This is a genomic window from Meiothermus sp., from assembly GCF_026004115.1.
GTDB lineage: Bacteria > Deinococcota > Deinococci > Deinococcales > Thermaceae > Meiothermus.
Genome location: NZ_BPIM01000001.1, coordinates 72615 through 85885, shown reverse-complemented (window position 1 = coordinate 85885; position 13271 = coordinate 72615). Strand labels below are relative to the sequence as shown.

14 protein-coding genes are annotated in these 13271 nt (G+C 62.3%); 7 read left to right on the top strand and 7 right to left on the bottom strand.

Annotation, left to right across the window (positions count from 1 at the left end; all coding sequences use genetic code 11):
• Nucleotides 1-14 precede the first annotated feature (14 nt).
• Nucleotides 15-1136 carry an acyl-CoA dehydrogenase family protein gene (locus Q0X23_RS00395; RefSeq protein WP_297858449.1) on the bottom strand — a complete coding sequence of 374 codons (1122 nt, stop codon included), beginning with the start codon at nucleotides 1134-1136 and terminating at the stop codon, nucleotides 15-17.
• A gap of 86 nt (nucleotides 1137-1222) precedes the next feature.
• Here Q0X23_RS00395 and Q0X23_RS00390 point away from each other — a divergent pair, with 86 nt between their 5' ends.
• Nucleotides 1223-2008 (top strand): YdcF family protein, encoded by a 786-nt coding sequence (locus Q0X23_RS00390; protein WP_297858448.1) that lies wholly within the window; start codon nucleotides 1223-1225, stop codon nucleotides 2006-2008.
• Between the two features lie 115 nt (nucleotides 2009-2123).
• Here the strand turns inward: Q0X23_RS00390 and Q0X23_RS00385 are convergent, their stop codons facing one another.
• On the bottom strand, nucleotides 2124-3179 hold the full coding sequence (locus tag Q0X23_RS00385; protein ID WP_297858447.1) for a 2-oxoacid:ferredoxin oxidoreductase subunit beta: 1056 nt from the start codon (nucleotides 3177-3179) through the stop codon (nucleotides 2124-2126).
• Between the two features lie 32 nt (nucleotides 3180-3211).
• Nucleotides 3212-5035 carry a 2-oxoacid:acceptor oxidoreductase subunit alpha gene (locus tag Q0X23_RS00380; RefSeq protein ID WP_297858446.1) on the bottom strand — a complete coding sequence of 608 codons (1824 nt, stop codon included), beginning with the start codon at nucleotides 5033-5035 and terminating at the stop codon, nucleotides 3212-3214.
• Between the two features lie 155 nt (nucleotides 5036-5190).
• On the opposite strand from Q0X23_RS00380, the gene Q0X23_RS00375 reads away from it, so the two are divergent.
• Nucleotides 5191-6471 (top strand): amidohydrolase family protein, encoded by a 1281-nt coding sequence (locus Q0X23_RS00375; protein WP_297858445.1) that lies wholly within the window; start codon nucleotides 5191-5193, stop codon nucleotides 6469-6471.
• Here the strand turns inward: Q0X23_RS00375 and Q0X23_RS00370 are convergent.
• Entirely contained in the window at nucleotides 6411-6713 is a 303-nt protein-coding gene (locus Q0X23_RS00370) for a P-II family nitrogen regulator (RefSeq protein ID WP_297858444.1), read from the bottom strand. The two genes, Q0X23_RS00375 and Q0X23_RS00370, sit on opposite strands and share 61 nt — an antisense overlap.
• A complete protein-coding gene (locus Q0X23_RS00365; RefSeq protein WP_297858443.1) occupies nucleotides 6713-7681 on the bottom strand; it encodes a sodium-dependent bicarbonate transport family permease in 969 nt (322 codons plus the stop codon). The genes Q0X23_RS00370 and Q0X23_RS00365 overlap by 1 nt, the downstream gene beginning before the upstream one ends.
• On the opposite strand from Q0X23_RS00365, the gene Q0X23_RS16120 reads away from it, so the two are divergent.
• The 4 genes from Q0X23_RS16120 to Q0X23_RS00350 all read left to right on the top strand — a co-directional run bounded on the left by Q0X23_RS16120 (nucleotide 7614) and on the right by Q0X23_RS00350 (nucleotide 10419).
• Nucleotides 7614-7808, top strand: a complete 195-nt coding sequence (locus Q0X23_RS16120) for an HNH endonuclease signature motif containing protein (protein ID WP_374707435.1) — start codon at nucleotides 7614-7616, stop codon at nucleotides 7806-7808. The two genes, Q0X23_RS00365 and Q0X23_RS16120, sit on opposite strands and share 68 nt — an antisense overlap.
• Before the next feature lie 444 nt (nucleotides 7809-8252).
• A complete protein-coding gene (locus Q0X23_RS00360; RefSeq protein ID WP_297858442.1) occupies nucleotides 8253-9014 on the top strand; it encodes an ankyrin repeat domain-containing protein in 762 nt (253 codons plus the stop codon).
• Nucleotides 9015-9122: 108 nt separating this feature from the next.
• Entirely contained in the window at nucleotides 9123-9560 is a 438-nt protein-coding gene (locus Q0X23_RS00355) for a site-specific integrase (RefSeq protein ID WP_297858441.1), read from the top strand.
• A 49-nt stretch (nucleotides 9561-9609) separates the two neighbouring features.
• Nucleotides 9610-10419 carry a DUF1385 domain-containing protein gene (locus Q0X23_RS00350; RefSeq protein ID WP_297858440.1) on the top strand — a complete coding sequence of 270 codons (810 nt, stop codon included), beginning with the start codon at nucleotides 9610-9612 and terminating at the stop codon, nucleotides 10417-10419.
• Nucleotides 10420-11149: 730 nt separating this feature from the next.
• Here Q0X23_RS00350 and Q0X23_RS00345 read toward each other — a convergent pair.
• Entirely contained in the window at nucleotides 11150-11527 is a 378-nt protein-coding gene (locus Q0X23_RS00345; RefSeq protein WP_297858439.1) for a helix-turn-helix domain-containing protein, read from the bottom strand.
• A gap of 12 nt (nucleotides 11528-11539) precedes the next feature.
• Between Q0X23_RS00345 and Q0X23_RS00340 the strand changes: the two genes are divergently transcribed.
• Nucleotides 11540-11668, top strand: a complete 129-nt coding sequence (locus Q0X23_RS00340; protein WP_297858438.1) for a hypothetical protein — start codon at nucleotides 11540-11542, stop codon at nucleotides 11666-11668.
• A gap of 130 nt (nucleotides 11669-11798) precedes the next feature.
• On the opposite strand, the gene Q0X23_RS00335 is transcribed toward Q0X23_RS00340, so the two are convergent.
• Complete coding sequence (locus Q0X23_RS00335) at nucleotides 11799-13244, bottom strand: NADP-dependent isocitrate dehydrogenase (RefSeq protein ID WP_297858437.1); 1446 nt, start codon at nucleotides 13242-13244, stop codon at nucleotides 11799-11801.
• Between the last annotated feature and the right edge of the window lie 27 nt (nucleotides 13245-13271).

The following is a 13271-nucleotide window of genomic DNA, read 5'->3' as shown; positions in this document are numbered from 1 at the left end:
GCAACGGGATGGGTTTACCGGTACAGCTCGCGTGCAATAACCAGCTTTTGAATCTCGCTGGTGCCCTCGTAAATTTCTGTTATTTTGGCGTCGCGGTAATAGCGTTCAACCCGGTATTCGCGGTGGTAGCCATAGCCGCCCAGAACCTGCACGGCGTCGCGGGTCACGCTGACCGCCATGTCCGAGGAAAAAAGCTTGGCGGTAGAGGCCTCGAGGGTAAACTTTTCACCCCGGTCTTTCCTGGCGGCGGCTTCCAGCACCAGCGCCCGCGCGGCGGCAATGCGGGTGTGCATCTCGGCCAGCTTGAAGCCAACACCCTGAAACGCCCGGATCCTCTGGCCGAACTGGGTGCGCTCGTCGGCGTACTGTTTGGCTATCTCAAAGGCTGCGCGGGCCATCCCCACCGCCTGGGCGGCAATTCCAATGCGCCCGGCATCCAGCCCGGCCAGGGCCTGGGCCAGCCCCCGGCCTTCCTGTCCCAACAGGTTTTCATCCGGTACAAAGACCTCCTCGAGGCGTAACTCGCAGGTATGCGCGGCATGCAGGCCCATCTTGTCCTCGGGGCTGCCAAAGCTAAGGCCGGGGGTGTCCTTTTCCACAATAAAGCAGCTAATCCCGGCCTCGCCCCGCGCCATCACCACATAGACCTGGGCCTGGCCCCCCGAGGTGACCCAGCTTTTCAGGCCGTCCAGTTGCCAGCCACCCTGCACCTTGCGGGCCGAAGCCTTCAGAGAGGCCGGGTCGGAACCGGCGTGGGGCTCGGTGAGCGAGAAGGCCCCAATCCATTCGCCTTTGGCCAGCGGCACCAGGTACTTCTTTTTCTGGGCCTCGGTGCCAAACTTGTTCAGCATATACTGCGGCAGGCCCGAAGTTACGGAAAGAATGACCGCCACGCTGGGGTCGGCAGCAGCAATTTCTTCCATGGCCAGGGCCCAGGTGACCGAGTCGAGCCCGGCCCCGCCCCAGGCTTCGGGGGTGGTCATGCCCAGCAAGCCCAGCTCGCCCAGCTTTTGCAGCTGGGGCCAGGGGTACTGCCCCGAGCGATCGTATTCGGGGGCCATCTCCCACAACACCTCGCGTGAAACGGCCCGCACCATGTCCAGTACCATTTTTTGATCGGTGGTCAGAACGGCCATAAATATATCGTATCACGCAGCTTGTGTTGAAAAAGCGTTATGAAATAGCAGACTGAGCGCCAAAGACGTTTCGTAAGATTGGGGGGATGCTGAAGCAACGCGTACAACTGCTCATGGCGGCGGGCTTGAGCCTGCTGTTGTTGCCCCTGGGGCTTGTCATCAACCCTGAGCTCGGGCTGGGGGCGCTGCTGGGCGTCTGGCTGGGGGGCACACTTATGGGCTTATTCGGCCCTACCTTTCGGGTTTTGCTGCTGGGAAGCGGGTTTTGTGCCTTGCTCATTGCCGCTGTGGTCTTTACCCCGCTCACCCGGGTCCTAATGAATGGGCTGGTTGTTGACGAAGTGCCGCAAAAAGCCGACCTGATTGTGGTGTTGGGGGGTGGGATGCACTGTGGGGCGGGGGAGCTCGAGGCCTCCTCGCTGGCCCGCCTGGAGAAGGGCCTGGAGCTGTGGCGGGCCGGCTTTGCCCCCCGCATTTCCCTCTCCGACACCGTGGGCGAGATTTTTGGCGATGCCCGCTGCCCTTCGCTGGGCCTCGAGGCCCGGGCGCGAGTACAGGCACTTTATGGTGCTAAAGGCCCAGAAATTGTCCTCCTGCCGCAGATGCGAACCACCCGTACCGAGGCCCTGGCGGTAGCCGGGGTGGTCAGGGAACGGGGCTGGGAACGGGTCTTGCTGGTGACCACCCCAGCACACAGCCGCCGGGCCGCCGGGGCCTTTCGCAAGCTGGGCTTGGACGTAGTGAGCGTGACCTCGAGCGAGCCCCGCTTCGACCGGGCCCTTACCGCACCTGCCGACCGATTGCAAGCCCTGACCCCCCTCACACGGGAGTATCTGGGCCTGTTGAAATACCGCTTGCAGGGTTGGCTGTAGGGTTTTCAGGAGGTCTGTGTGATGGATCCGATGAACCCAGCTTTCTACCTGCTCTGAAGAGAGGCGGCTTACACTAAGGGTGCGGGGCAACCCGAACCGCCCAACACGTTCGGAATCAGCGGTAGGCTTGCAGGAACTGCTCGAGTTTCTCCCTGCCGGGCCGGAGCTGTTCCGGGGATAGCTGGGCCAGCGGGGTGTTTAGTTCTTCTACCTCGGCCAGGCTGGGCCGGTCGGGGTTGTAGTAAATCAGGCCGGTGATGAACTCGCCGGTTTCCTGGGCCCGATGCAGACGCTGCAGGGCTGCCATCTTGTCGGTGGGGTCATGGTCATTGTCCAGGTTCCGCAGGCTGATCAGGGAGCCGTCGTGCAAGCGCACGGTGCGGAACTCACCAGGCTGCATGGGCTCGATGCTAATTTCCTCGGCGTAGGGGATGAAGCCCAGCTCGTGCAGGGGCTGTTCGTGCTTGGTGCCATAGCCGTAGCTTTTGGGGCTATCGTCCTCGTTGTTGAAGGCCACGCACGGGCTGATGATGTCGAGCAGGGCCGTACCCCGGTGGGAGAGGGCGGCCTTGAGCAGCTCGCGCACCTGTTTGGCGTCGCCGGCAAAGCTGCGGGCCACAAAGCCACACCCGGCGATAATGGCCTCCATACAGAGGTCTATAGGGGGAAACTCGTTTTGACCGGCGTATTTGAGTTGTAGACCCTCCTCAGCCGTGGCCGAAAACTGGCCCTTGGTCAGGCCATACACGCCGTTGTTCTCCACGATATAAACCATCCGCACGTTGCGGCGCATCAGGTGCTTAAACTGGCCCATCCCAATGCTACCGGTGTCGCCGTCACCCGAGACCCCAATGGCCTTCAGGGTGTGGTTGGCCAGCAGGGCCCCGGTGGCCACACTGGGCATGCGTCCGTGCAAGGCATTAAAGCCGTGGGACATACCCAAAAAGTAAGCCGGCGATTTGGACGAGCAGCCAATGCCCGAAAGCTTGATAATCTCTTGAGGCCGCAGGTTGAGCTCGAAGCCTACCTGCACAATCTGGCTGGCAATGCTGTTGTGCCCGCAGCCCTTGCACAGGGTGCTGGGCGTACCATCGTAGTCTTTTTTACTGAGGCCCACCATATTGAGCTTGATGGGGGCTCGCTCGGAAGGGGCAGGATTGGGGTTTTCCATGAGAGCATCCTTTGTAAGGCCAGGGTAGCTGCTTATAGGGTGGCTTCTTCTTTGAGCAAGCGCTCCTGCACCCACTGTGCCGTCAGGGGCAGGCCGTCGAGGTGTGCGATGGAGCGAAGCCGGGCGGCGTATTCGGGCATCTCGGTTTGCAAAATGCCATGCATCTGTCCGTCGCGGTTCAGTTCGATGACGTACACCCGCTCGTGCGCAGCCACGAAATCGCGCACCTCCTGGTTGATGGGCAGGGCGCGCAGGCGCAAAAAGCTGGTAGGAAGCTGCGGGGCCAGGCGGTCGCGGGCCTCCTCGATGGCATAGCGGGTGGTGCCGTAGGCGATGATACCTACCCTGGCGGAGGGGTTGTGTAGAGTGACCGGAGCGGGCACCAGGCTGCGGGCTGTCTCGAACTTGCGGGCCAGGCGGGCCATGTTGCCCTCCCAGTCGTCCGCGCGCTCGCTGTACTGGGCCTGTTCGTTGTGGCCGCTGCCGCGGGTAAAGTAGGCAGCCAGGGGATGGGGTGTTCCCGGCAGGGTACGGTAAGGGATGCCGTCGCCGTCCATGTCTTTGTAGCGGGCAAAACCGCCCAGGGCCTCGAGCTGCTCCGCGCTCAAGACCTTGCCACGTTGCAGAGGCCGGTCGGGGTAGTCGAAAGGCTGGCCCATCCAGTTGTTCATGCCCAGATCGAGATCCGAGAGCACAAACACCGGCGTTTGCAGTTGTTCGGCCAGGTCCAGCGACTTCCAGCCAAACTCGAAGCACTCCTCTATCGAGGAGGGCAGCAGAACCGGGTGCTTGGTGTCGCCGTGGCCCAGGGTGTAGGCAAAAGAAACATCGCCCTGGCTGGTGCGGGTGGGTAGGCCGGTACTGGGGCCTACCCGTTGAATGTCCCAGATCGCGGCGGGAATCTCGGTGAAGTAGCCGTAGCTGACGAACTCGGCCATTAGGCTGATGCCGGGGCCGCTGGTGGAGGTGAGGGCCCGGGCACCGGCCCAGCCTGCGCCCATGACGATGCCGGCGGCGGCCAGCTCATCCTCGGCTTGGATGACCGTATAGGTGGGTTTACCGTTTTCATCCTTGCGCAGTTTGGGTAAAAACTCGCGCAGGGCATCCATAAAGCTGGTAGAGGGCGTAATGGGATACCAGGCCGCCACGCTCACCCCGCCAAACACCGCCCCCAGCGCGCCGGCCTCGTTGCCGGTCATGATGATGAGCCCTTGGGTTTTGTTCATGGGCTCGAGGCGGTAGGGGTCTTGTTTATGCAGGTGCTCGGTGGCCCAGGCGTGGGCCCGCCGCACCACCTCCATGTTGCTTTCAATGAGCTTCTGGCGATAATCAAACTGGGCGCCCAGGGCTTCTTCTACAACCTGAAGCGGCACCCCCAGCATCCAGGCCACCACCCCCACGTAGGCCATGTTGGCGATGTAAGGTTTCCGCTTAACCGGAACTTCAATTCCGGCAATGAGCTCGCTCACCGGAACGGGGTAGTAGATCAGATCCTCTCGCCTGGGCAGGTTCTTAAGATCGGCACTGTAGATGCAGACTCCGCCCGCAGGAAGCTCCTGTACGTCTTCGGCGGCCGTGGCCGGGTTGAAGGCCACCAGAATTTCGGAGGGCTTGCGGGCAATGTAGCCTTCGTGGCTCACCCGGATGTGGTACCAGGTAGGAAGCCCCTGAATGTTCGAGGGAAATATGTTCTTGCCGTGTACGGGTATGCCCATCTTAAAAAAAGACCGCAACAGCGTGAGGTTAGCGGTCTGGCTTCCGGTGCCGTTGGCAGTGGCTACGACCAGGGAGAAGTTGTTTATAACCGGGGAGCTTGTAGCGTAGCCTGCCTCTTGCTGTCGTTCCAGAACGTTCATGAAACCTCCTAGTGCTTTTAAACTCCATCAGGCCAGCACTGGGTCTGCGCCACTATCCTATCGGATTTTGCTGAGGTATTTGAGTGACTTTAAGCCCTATTTCATGGGAAATTTTGCACAAAAACTGGTTGCAGGCAAGGATGATAGACTTTCCTGTGTCTTCGATAACCCTACTGCAAAATGCCACCGTGCTGGATGTCCAAAGCGGTTCACTTTTACCCCATCGGCGGGTGGTGGTTCAAAATGGCCGGATTGAGCGCCTCGAGCCCATGCAAGCCGAAGCGCCCGAGGCCAGGGCAGCCGGGGTGAGGGTACTCGACCTGAGTGGCCTAACCCTGCTGCCGGGCCTGATCGACGCCCACGTGCACGTGCTGGCCTGGACGGCCAATCTGCGCGAGCTTTACAACGCTTCGCCGCACTACAACGCGCTGCGGGCCGCCGAGATCCTGCGCGAGATGCTGCTGCGCGGATTTACCACGGTGCGCGACGCTGCCGGGGCCGACTTTGGCCTCAAGCGGGCAGTGGAAGAAGGGCTTTTGGTTGGGCCTCGTCTGTTCATCTGCGGACGGGCCCTGAGCCCAACCGGGGGCCATGCCGATAGCCGGGCGGCGGGTGAGCGGGTGCTGGAGACGGTCAGCACCCCGGTGGCCTTTGGCACGGTGGTGGATGGGGTACCCGAGGTGCGACGGGCGGCCCGCGAGGAGATTCGCCGGGGCGCCGACCATATCAAACTCATGCTGGGGGGTGGCATTGCCTCGCCGACTGACCGCCTGACCAACGACCAGTTTTCTCGAGAAGAAATCCGGGCCGCCGTGGAGGAAGCCGAGATGGCCGACCTTTACGTGATGGCCCACACCTACACGGCTCGAGCCGTCAATCGCGCTCTGGAGTGCGGCGTGCGCAGCCTCGAGCATTGCAACCTGATTGACGAAAGCAGTTTGCAGCTGTTCTTGAAGCACAAGGCCTGGATGGTGCCCACCCTGGTGACCTACCAGGCCCTGGCCCAGGAAGGGGTTGCGGCGGGCCTGCCCAAGGAGGTGGAGCACAAAATTTACCTGGTGCTGGACAAGGGTCTGGCCGCACTGGAGATGGCCTGTAAGGCTGGCGTGAACCTGGCCTATGGAACCGATCTGCTGGGGGCCATGCACCGGCGCCAGCTCGAGGAGTTCACCCTTCGCGCGCAGGTACAGCCGAACCTCGAGGTCATTCGGGCCGCCACCCTGTACGCAGCCCGGCTGTTGCGGGCCGAGGGCAAGCTAGGGGTAGTAGCCCCCGGCGCCCACGCCGACCTAATTGCAGTGGAGGGAAACCCGCTCGAGGACATCCGAGTGCTCACCCAACCCGAACATTACCTAAAAATGGTGATGAAGGGAGGCTACGTGTATTTATCGCCTCGCACCACCTCTACATTTTCGACAAAAGCAACTACGGCGTAGTTGGCAAAGTAGACCTCCGCCAGCCGATTGAGGATTTTTTCCGCCACAGAAGGGCTCACAATTGTTTCCAGACGAATGTTATTTCCCTCCCACTCGCTGGCCCGCACCCCCCGGCTGCCCTCGCCCCGGGCGGGTGTAATGGTATAGCCCTTGGCCCCAAGCTTCTTGACCTCCCGAACGAGTTTCTCTTCCAGAAAGCCTTCTGCAATGATGGTGACCAGCTTGAGCGAGACCAAAGCCATTAGCTACCTCCGTGCAGCCAGCGGGAAAGCGCAAAATAGATAGGGATTCCCAGGGTCAGATTGAAGGGAAAGGTGATGCCCAGCGAGGCGGTGAGGTAGTAGCTGGGATTGGCCTGCGGCAGGGCAATGCGCACGGCGGCTGGAGCGGCAATGTACGAAGCACTGGCAGCCATGGTGCCCAGCACCATAGCCCCCCCCACCGACATGCCGGCCAGGCTGCCCAGCCACACACCCAGGGCCCCCTGTATGAGCGGCATCACAACGCCAAAGCCAATTAAAAAAACCCCTACCGTGCGCAGATCGCGAAAGCGCTTGGCGGCTACCATGCCGAGCTCGAGCAAGAACAATACCAGCACCCCCCGGAAGGGATCCACGAACACCGGAGCAATCTGCTTGAGGCCCTCTGGCCCAGCCAAAAAGCCCATCAGCGATCCGCCTACCAGCAGCAAAACGCTCTTTCCGGCAAAAATCTCGCGTAAGGCCTCGCCCAGGGAGCCTTCGCCCAGGCTACGCCGGGCGATTAGCAGCGCAATCACGATGGCCGGGACTTCCAGAATAGCCACCAGGGTGGGCAAAAAGCCCTCTACGGGCTGCTGCGCTGCCTGCATGAATGCAGTGGCAGCAATGAAGGTTACGGCCGAGACCGAGCCGTAGTGGGCCGCGATGGCAGCAGCGTTTACTACATCAAAGCGCCCCAGCCGACGTAATGCAACGTAGGAAAGCAGGGGCGTGAGCACGCTCAGGATTAATGTAGCCAGAGCTGGCTTCCACAGCTCAGCAAAGGGTGTGGTGGAAAGTGCAGAACCACCCTTAAGGCCGATGGCTAAAAGTAAATAAATGGATAGAGTGGTGTAGAGCGCATCGGGAATTTTGAGGTCGGACTTGACCAGGGTGGCCGTGATGCCCAGGGCAAAGGCCAGCACGGCAGGGGAGAGCAGGTTGATACGTAACAACTCCAGTGTGTCCACTGCTCAGGATTGTACATTTCTTCGTCACACTGGGGGACAGAATACGTTGGACAACCGGATGTTGGTGCATCGCCGATGTCATCTCGCGCGCCATCAGAGAGTTAGGTACAAAAGCTTGAGGGCCTGAGCCGTGTGTGGTGAAAGTCGCACGCACGGTTCTGAGGGGGCTGGGAGAGCCGCAAGGCTCACCCGGCTGCCCGCCGGGAATGTCAACGTAGTTCTTTTTCCGCACCAGGCCGAAGGGTGGCGAGGTTATGATGAGATCTAAGCTCTCGTCGCCCAAGACCTGATCGAGTGTGTGGACGGTCTCGAGAAGCGGCTTGTGGCAGTGAGCGGCTGATCGGTGGAACCGCATAGACGAACCAGGGGTCGGCAGGCACCGCTCCGTTTTTTCTTCCGAGGTGCTCGGCATCGGACCGCTGATGCTCTCGCTGCTGCTCCTGGGCCACCTCGATGAGGAGCGGGCCTGCTTCTGCTACCATGAGGCCCTGAGCGGGTAGACCCGCCATCGGTGCAGCCCGCAGACCGCTGCCCCCTCGTGTCCCGACTGCGGAGATGTCAGAATGGAGCTATGCGCACAAAACCGACTGCCCTGCTAACCGGCCTGCTGGCCCTTTGCGCCAGCCTCGCACTGGCCAACCCTCTACTGGACCCCGAGTTCTGGCGGATCGCTACCCCCGCCGACGTGGAGCGCGCGGTGCAGCAGGGCGCGAAGGTGGACGCCCGGGACACGAACGGCGTGACGCCGCTGCACAGGGCGGCGGCTCTCAGCAACAATCCCGAGGCCATCGCCACCCTGGTTCGGCTGGGGGCCGATGTCAACGCCCGGGCCACGACCGGCTCGACGCCGCTGTACGTGGCGGCTCTCCTCAACCCCAACCCCGAGGCCATCGCCATCCTGGTTCGACTGGGGGCCGATGTTAATGCCCGGAACACGGTCGGCTGGACGCCGCTGCACGGGGCGGCGGCCTTCAACCCCAACCCCGAGGCCATCGCCACCCTGGTTCGACTGGGGGCCGATGTTAATGCCCGGGACAAGGACGGTAGGACGCCGCTGCACGTGACAGCGACTCACAACCCCAATCCCGAGACCATCGCCACCCTGGTTCGACTGGGGGCCGGTGTTAATGCCCGAGACAAGGACGGCTGGACGCCGCTGCACTGGGCGGCGTCTTTGGGCGACAATCCCGGGGCGGTGCTGGCCCTGCTCGAGATGGGGGCCGACCCCAAGGCCCGGACCCTGGCCGGGCGCACCGCCTGGGACCTGATCCAGAAGAACGAGAAGCTGAAGGGTACCCCGGCTTACTGGAAACTCAACGACCTACGTTTCTAGAGAGAGAGGGGCTGGCATGGCCCAGGGCGCCCGGGGGTGTTCTGGCCTTGCGCGCATCATCCGTGAAAGAGTCACCCCGAAGGGCGGCTGCGGCGGCTGGGGGTGGCGGTGCTGTACCTGCTGGGCGAGGCCGGGGTCTGGCCCAAAGAACTCTTTGCCCTGCGCCTGGAGGACTTCCAGCCCGCCGCGCGGGTCTTGCGGGTACGGGGGCAGAAAGCCCGCAGCGTGCCGCTTTCCAAAGAAGCGACGGAGGCCTTGCTGGAGTATCTGGAAGACCGCGAGAGCGTGGCCAGCCTGGCCCCGCTGCCCTCCCCCTACCTCTTCCTGCGCATGACCCCCAAAAAAGGCGGGCTGGGCCGACCCCTCAACCGCGACACCCTGGACGGGCTGCTGGTGCGGGCCCTGGAGATGAGCGGGCTGGACCACCCGCGCCCCACCGGGGCGCTGCGCTGGCGGGCGGTGCGGCGGTACTTGCAGCAGGGCCTCTCCCCCCAGGAGGTGGCCCGGCGCACCGGGGTCGCCAGCGTGCTGAGCCTCAAGGAATGAAGTTCTCATCTGGCCCGGCGGGCGGCTTTTTTCCCTGTAACATCAGGGCATGAACGCCAATGAACTCATCGGCGGCATGGCCCTGCCCCACGGGGTGGTGCTGTTGAGCCGCAAGCAGGTGGCCCTGGGCTACTACGACCAAAGCGGAAGTTTGCAGCTTTACACCCGCGAGCTCAAGGGCCCCACAAAGGGCTTCCTGGGCCTGTGGACGCTGCTTTTTGAAAGCTACAGGGCCCTGTACAAGACCTACCCGGCGCAGGACGAGATGCGCTACGCGCTGGCGGGGGCGCTGGCGGGGACTGTCATAGGACTTCCTTTGGGAGCGTACATACGCGCGGGGACGTCGCTGCCCCTGTGGCAGATGTCGCTCTTGGGCACCGCCCTGCTGGCGTTGATGTGGCTGGGCCTGTACTACTTCTACCCCCCCTTCCGCCAGGCTTTAGGGCGCATGGCCCGCTACCACGGGGCCGAGCACAAGACGATCTGGGCCTTCGAGCGGGGCGAGGTCAGCCGGGAAGGAATCCGGCGGCAGCCGCTCTTGCACCCGGCCTGCGGGAGCAACCTGGCCGCCTTGTGGCTGCTGCTCTACCTGCCGCTCTCCCCGCTGCTGCTATTTTTGCCCTGGTGGCTTCATCCCCTGACCCTGCTGCCGGTCCTGCCGCTCTTCCGCTGGATGAACCGCAATCCCGAACACCCGCTCTCTCGCAGGCTGCTGGCGCTGGCCTACCGCTTCCAGCGCTACTCGCTGGCCGAGCCGGGGGAGGCCGAACTGCAGGCGGCCTGGCTGGCCTTGCGGGGGCTCCAAATGGATGACCCCTCGACTATCGAGGTCGAGGGGTCGGGGAGCACTGTGACTTAATTTACCAGGCGGGCAAGGGCCCGCCAGCTGAGGTACAGGATGCCGGCGGTGACGAGCGTGCCGGCTATCGGCTATGCCCTGGCTCTCGGTGACCTCGACATAGGTGTAACTGCTGGCAGCCAGTGTAGCCACGAAGACCTGGGCTTGCCGCACCTCGCCCGTGGCAGGGTCGGTGATGCCCAGCGTTTGACCAGCGTAATCCACGAACAGCTTGTCGCCCGCCTTGTGATCCAGGCGCATGGTCGCGTCCAAGCTCCCGCGCCAATCGCGGTACTTCGTGGTGAAGGTCACGTACCCGTAGGCGGTTCCCTCGGGCTGGGCGGCAGCATATTCTTGCCACAGCTTCAGCAGCGTCACACCGGGACGCTTGCGCTCCTGGTGGATGTGCGACCAGTCGGGTTCGGGACGCTCCACACCCCGCCCCAGGCTGGACTTGAACAGCCTGGCTTCGAGCGACACATCGTCCAAATCCTGGGGCAACGGCCAGCTCAGGCCCGCTTCCTTGGCCCGCCGCACGTACTCCCAGATGGTGCTTCTACTCAGCCGGACGCTGAGCGCGATGTCGCGCTCCTCGACCCCAAGCCCCCACTTCAGCCTTAGTACCTCCCGTATTTTCCGCATCGAGACTCGCTTTCCTGGCATGAATCCCTCCGTAGAGGTTCACACCATATGACGTTTCTCGCGGCGTTAGCTTACCCGGCTGGCTCGACCCTGAAATCTTGACTCGGGATCACCTGAAATCGCGGCTCGGATGGCTTTGAAATCCTGGCTCGCTTGGAGCTGAATTACGCATCCAGGCTTCCTTCCCCTGCAAAAGCTCTCGCAGGAAGGCGCTCATGGCGGGGATCCAGCGGGGACTGGCCCCGGGGGACTTGCCGTCCTCAAGGCCCTCTATTCCCTTTTCCAGCCACCGCCGGAGATCGCGGTGAAGGGTGGAGCGGTCCAGGCCCAGGTGGCAGGCGATCCGGGGGGCGGTCCACCCCTGGGCGGCCAGCCGCACCGCCTGAGCGCGGCGCCGAACCTTGAAGGGGACCACGGGGTTGGTCTCCAGCTCCCGGAGCTGGGCGTCCTCCTCTGGGGTCAAGTGGATGCGAAGAGGGGCCGGCATGTGGATAGCTTAATGCATAGGCACTTAGACCGCCTGGAGCGCAAGAGCTACTGGGCCTTCCTCAGCTGCGTGAACCTCAACCTCTGCGCAGCCAATCTACTCCAATCACGCACCCTCCTCAAGATTGCGGGGGTGGGTTAGGCTAAGGTAGCAAATGGCGGAATAAACCATGTGGGGTGTCGCGACCCCCGTGTAGGCTTTATTCCCTTCAAATAAGCTTGATGCGATGGGTGTCAAGGTAGGTTTCGATTGCGCGCCTATCTGGTCTGCTCTACTGCCCTTGCCCCAGCGAATAGCCCGGCTTGCCATCAAAGTTATAGAGGTGTTCGGTCTTGATGAAGTCCATCCCGGCGGCGGCAATTTTGCCCAGCAGCTCCACAATATCGTTATGGTTGGGACTTCCGTTCTGGGCCATAAAACGCCCCCGCCAGTGGTCGGTACGGAAGGTCTCGGGGAAGCCCCCCGGCCATACCTTCACGCCGCGGTTGGTGATGAGCGCCAGCCTGAGCTTGTCGGTGGAAAGCGGCTCCAATAGCTGGGCCAGCTCCTCGGGCTTGGTGCCGCGCCAGTTAAAAAATACGTCAATGCCCACCAGCTCCTTTTGAGCCGGTTTTGGGTTGCGAACCATTAGGGGCACCATGGGCTCCTTGCTGGCCTCGCCGAACCTGGCCGGTCGCAGGCGCTCAGGCAGCTGGCCCAGCCGCTCGATCACGGCCTGGGCAAACGCTTCGGTACCCACTTTTTTCTCGCTGACCCGCTCGTCGTAGATGTCGGCCGTGTGGATGCCGTCCTCCAGGGTTTTGAGCCAGGCATTCTTGATGCGGGCGGCGGCCTCGGGCTGCCCAATATGCACCAGCATCAGAATGGCGCCTTGCAACAGCCCGGAGGGGTTGGCGATGCCCTTGCCGGCAATATCCGGCGCGCTGCCGTGTACGGCCTCGAACATGGCGCACTCATCCCCTACATTGGCCGAGCCTGCCAAACCTACCGATCCTGCGATCTCAGCGGCAATATCCGACAGGATGTCTCCGTACAAATTGGGCGCTAAGATCACGTCGAAGCGCTCCGGCATCTCGGCCAATCGAGCCGCGCCAATGTCCACAATCATGTGTTCCTTTTGCAGCTCTGGGTACTCCTGCCCGACTTCATCGAAGACCCGGTGGAATAGCCCATCGGTAAGCTTCATGATGTTGTCTTTGGTTATGCAAGTTACTTTTTTACGCCCGTTGCGCCGGGCAAACTCGTAGGCGTAGCGTACAATGCGCTCGGTGCCAGGGCGGGAGATCAGCTTCAAACATTGCACTACCTCGTCGGTCTGCTGGTGCTCGATGCCCGCGTAGAGATCCTCCTCGTTTTCACGAACAATTACCAGGTCAATCGACTTGTGTTTGGTGGTGACGAAAGGCTCGTAGCTTTGCACCGGGCGCACGTTGGCATACAGGCCCAGGGTTTTGCGCACGGTAACGTTGAGGCTCTTGTAGCCCCCGCCCTGGGGGGTGGTAATGGGGGCTTTCAGAAACACTTTGGTGCGCCGCAGGCTTTCCCAGGCCCTCTCCTCGATGCCGCTGGTGTGTCCGCGGCGGTAGACGCTCTCGCCGATCTCGATCACTTCGGGCTCGAGCTGAGCCCCTCCCGCTTCCAAAATTTGCAGCACCGACCGCATAATTTCCGGTCCGATGCCATCGCCGTAAGCAACCGTGATGGGTGTTTTGCTCATGCTTGCTCCTTGCGCACAAGGCGCTAA

Coding starts and splice junctions, on each gene's coding strand:
- Q0X23_RS00345 (WP_297858439.1), bottom strand. CDS start 11,527: ATGCCGGCCCCTCTTCGCATCCACTTGACCCCAGAGGAGGACGCCCAG.
- Q0X23_RS00360 (WP_297858442.1), top strand. CDS start 8,253: ATGCGCACAAAACCGACTGCCCTGCTAACCGGCCTGCTGGCCCTTTGC.
- Q0X23_RS00335 (WP_297858437.1), bottom strand. CDS start 13,244: ATGAGCAAAACACCCATCACGGTTGCTTACGGCGATGGCATCGGACCG.
- Q0X23_RS00340 (WP_297858438.1), top strand. CDS start 11,540: ATGCATAGGCACTTAGACCGCCTGGAGCGCAAGAGCTACTGGGCCTTC.
- Q0X23_RS00370 (WP_297858444.1), bottom strand. CDS start 6,713: ATGGCTTTGGTCTCGCTCAAGCTGGTCACCATCATTGCAGAAGGCTTT.
- Q0X23_RS16120 (WP_374707435.1), top strand. CDS start 7,614: ATGCCCAGGGCAAAGGCCAGCACGGCAGGGGAGAGCAGGTTGATACGT.
- Q0X23_RS00350 (WP_297858440.1), top strand. CDS start 9,610: ATGAACGCCAATGAACTCATCGGCGGCATGGCCCTGCCCCACGGGGTG.
- Q0X23_RS00395 (WP_297858449.1), bottom strand. CDS start 1,136: ATGGCCGTTCTGACCACCGATCAAAAAATGGTACTGGACATGGTGCGG.
- Q0X23_RS00385 (WP_297858447.1), bottom strand. CDS start 3,179: ATGGAAAACCCCAATCCTGCCCCTTCCGAGCGAGCCCCCATCAAGCTC.
- Q0X23_RS00380 (WP_297858446.1), bottom strand. CDS start 5,035: ATGAACGTTCTGGAACGACAGCAAGAGGCAGGCTACGCTACAAGCTCC.
- Q0X23_RS00390 (WP_297858448.1), top strand. CDS start 1,223: ATGCTGAAGCAACGCGTACAACTGCTCATGGCGGCGGGCTTGAGCCTG.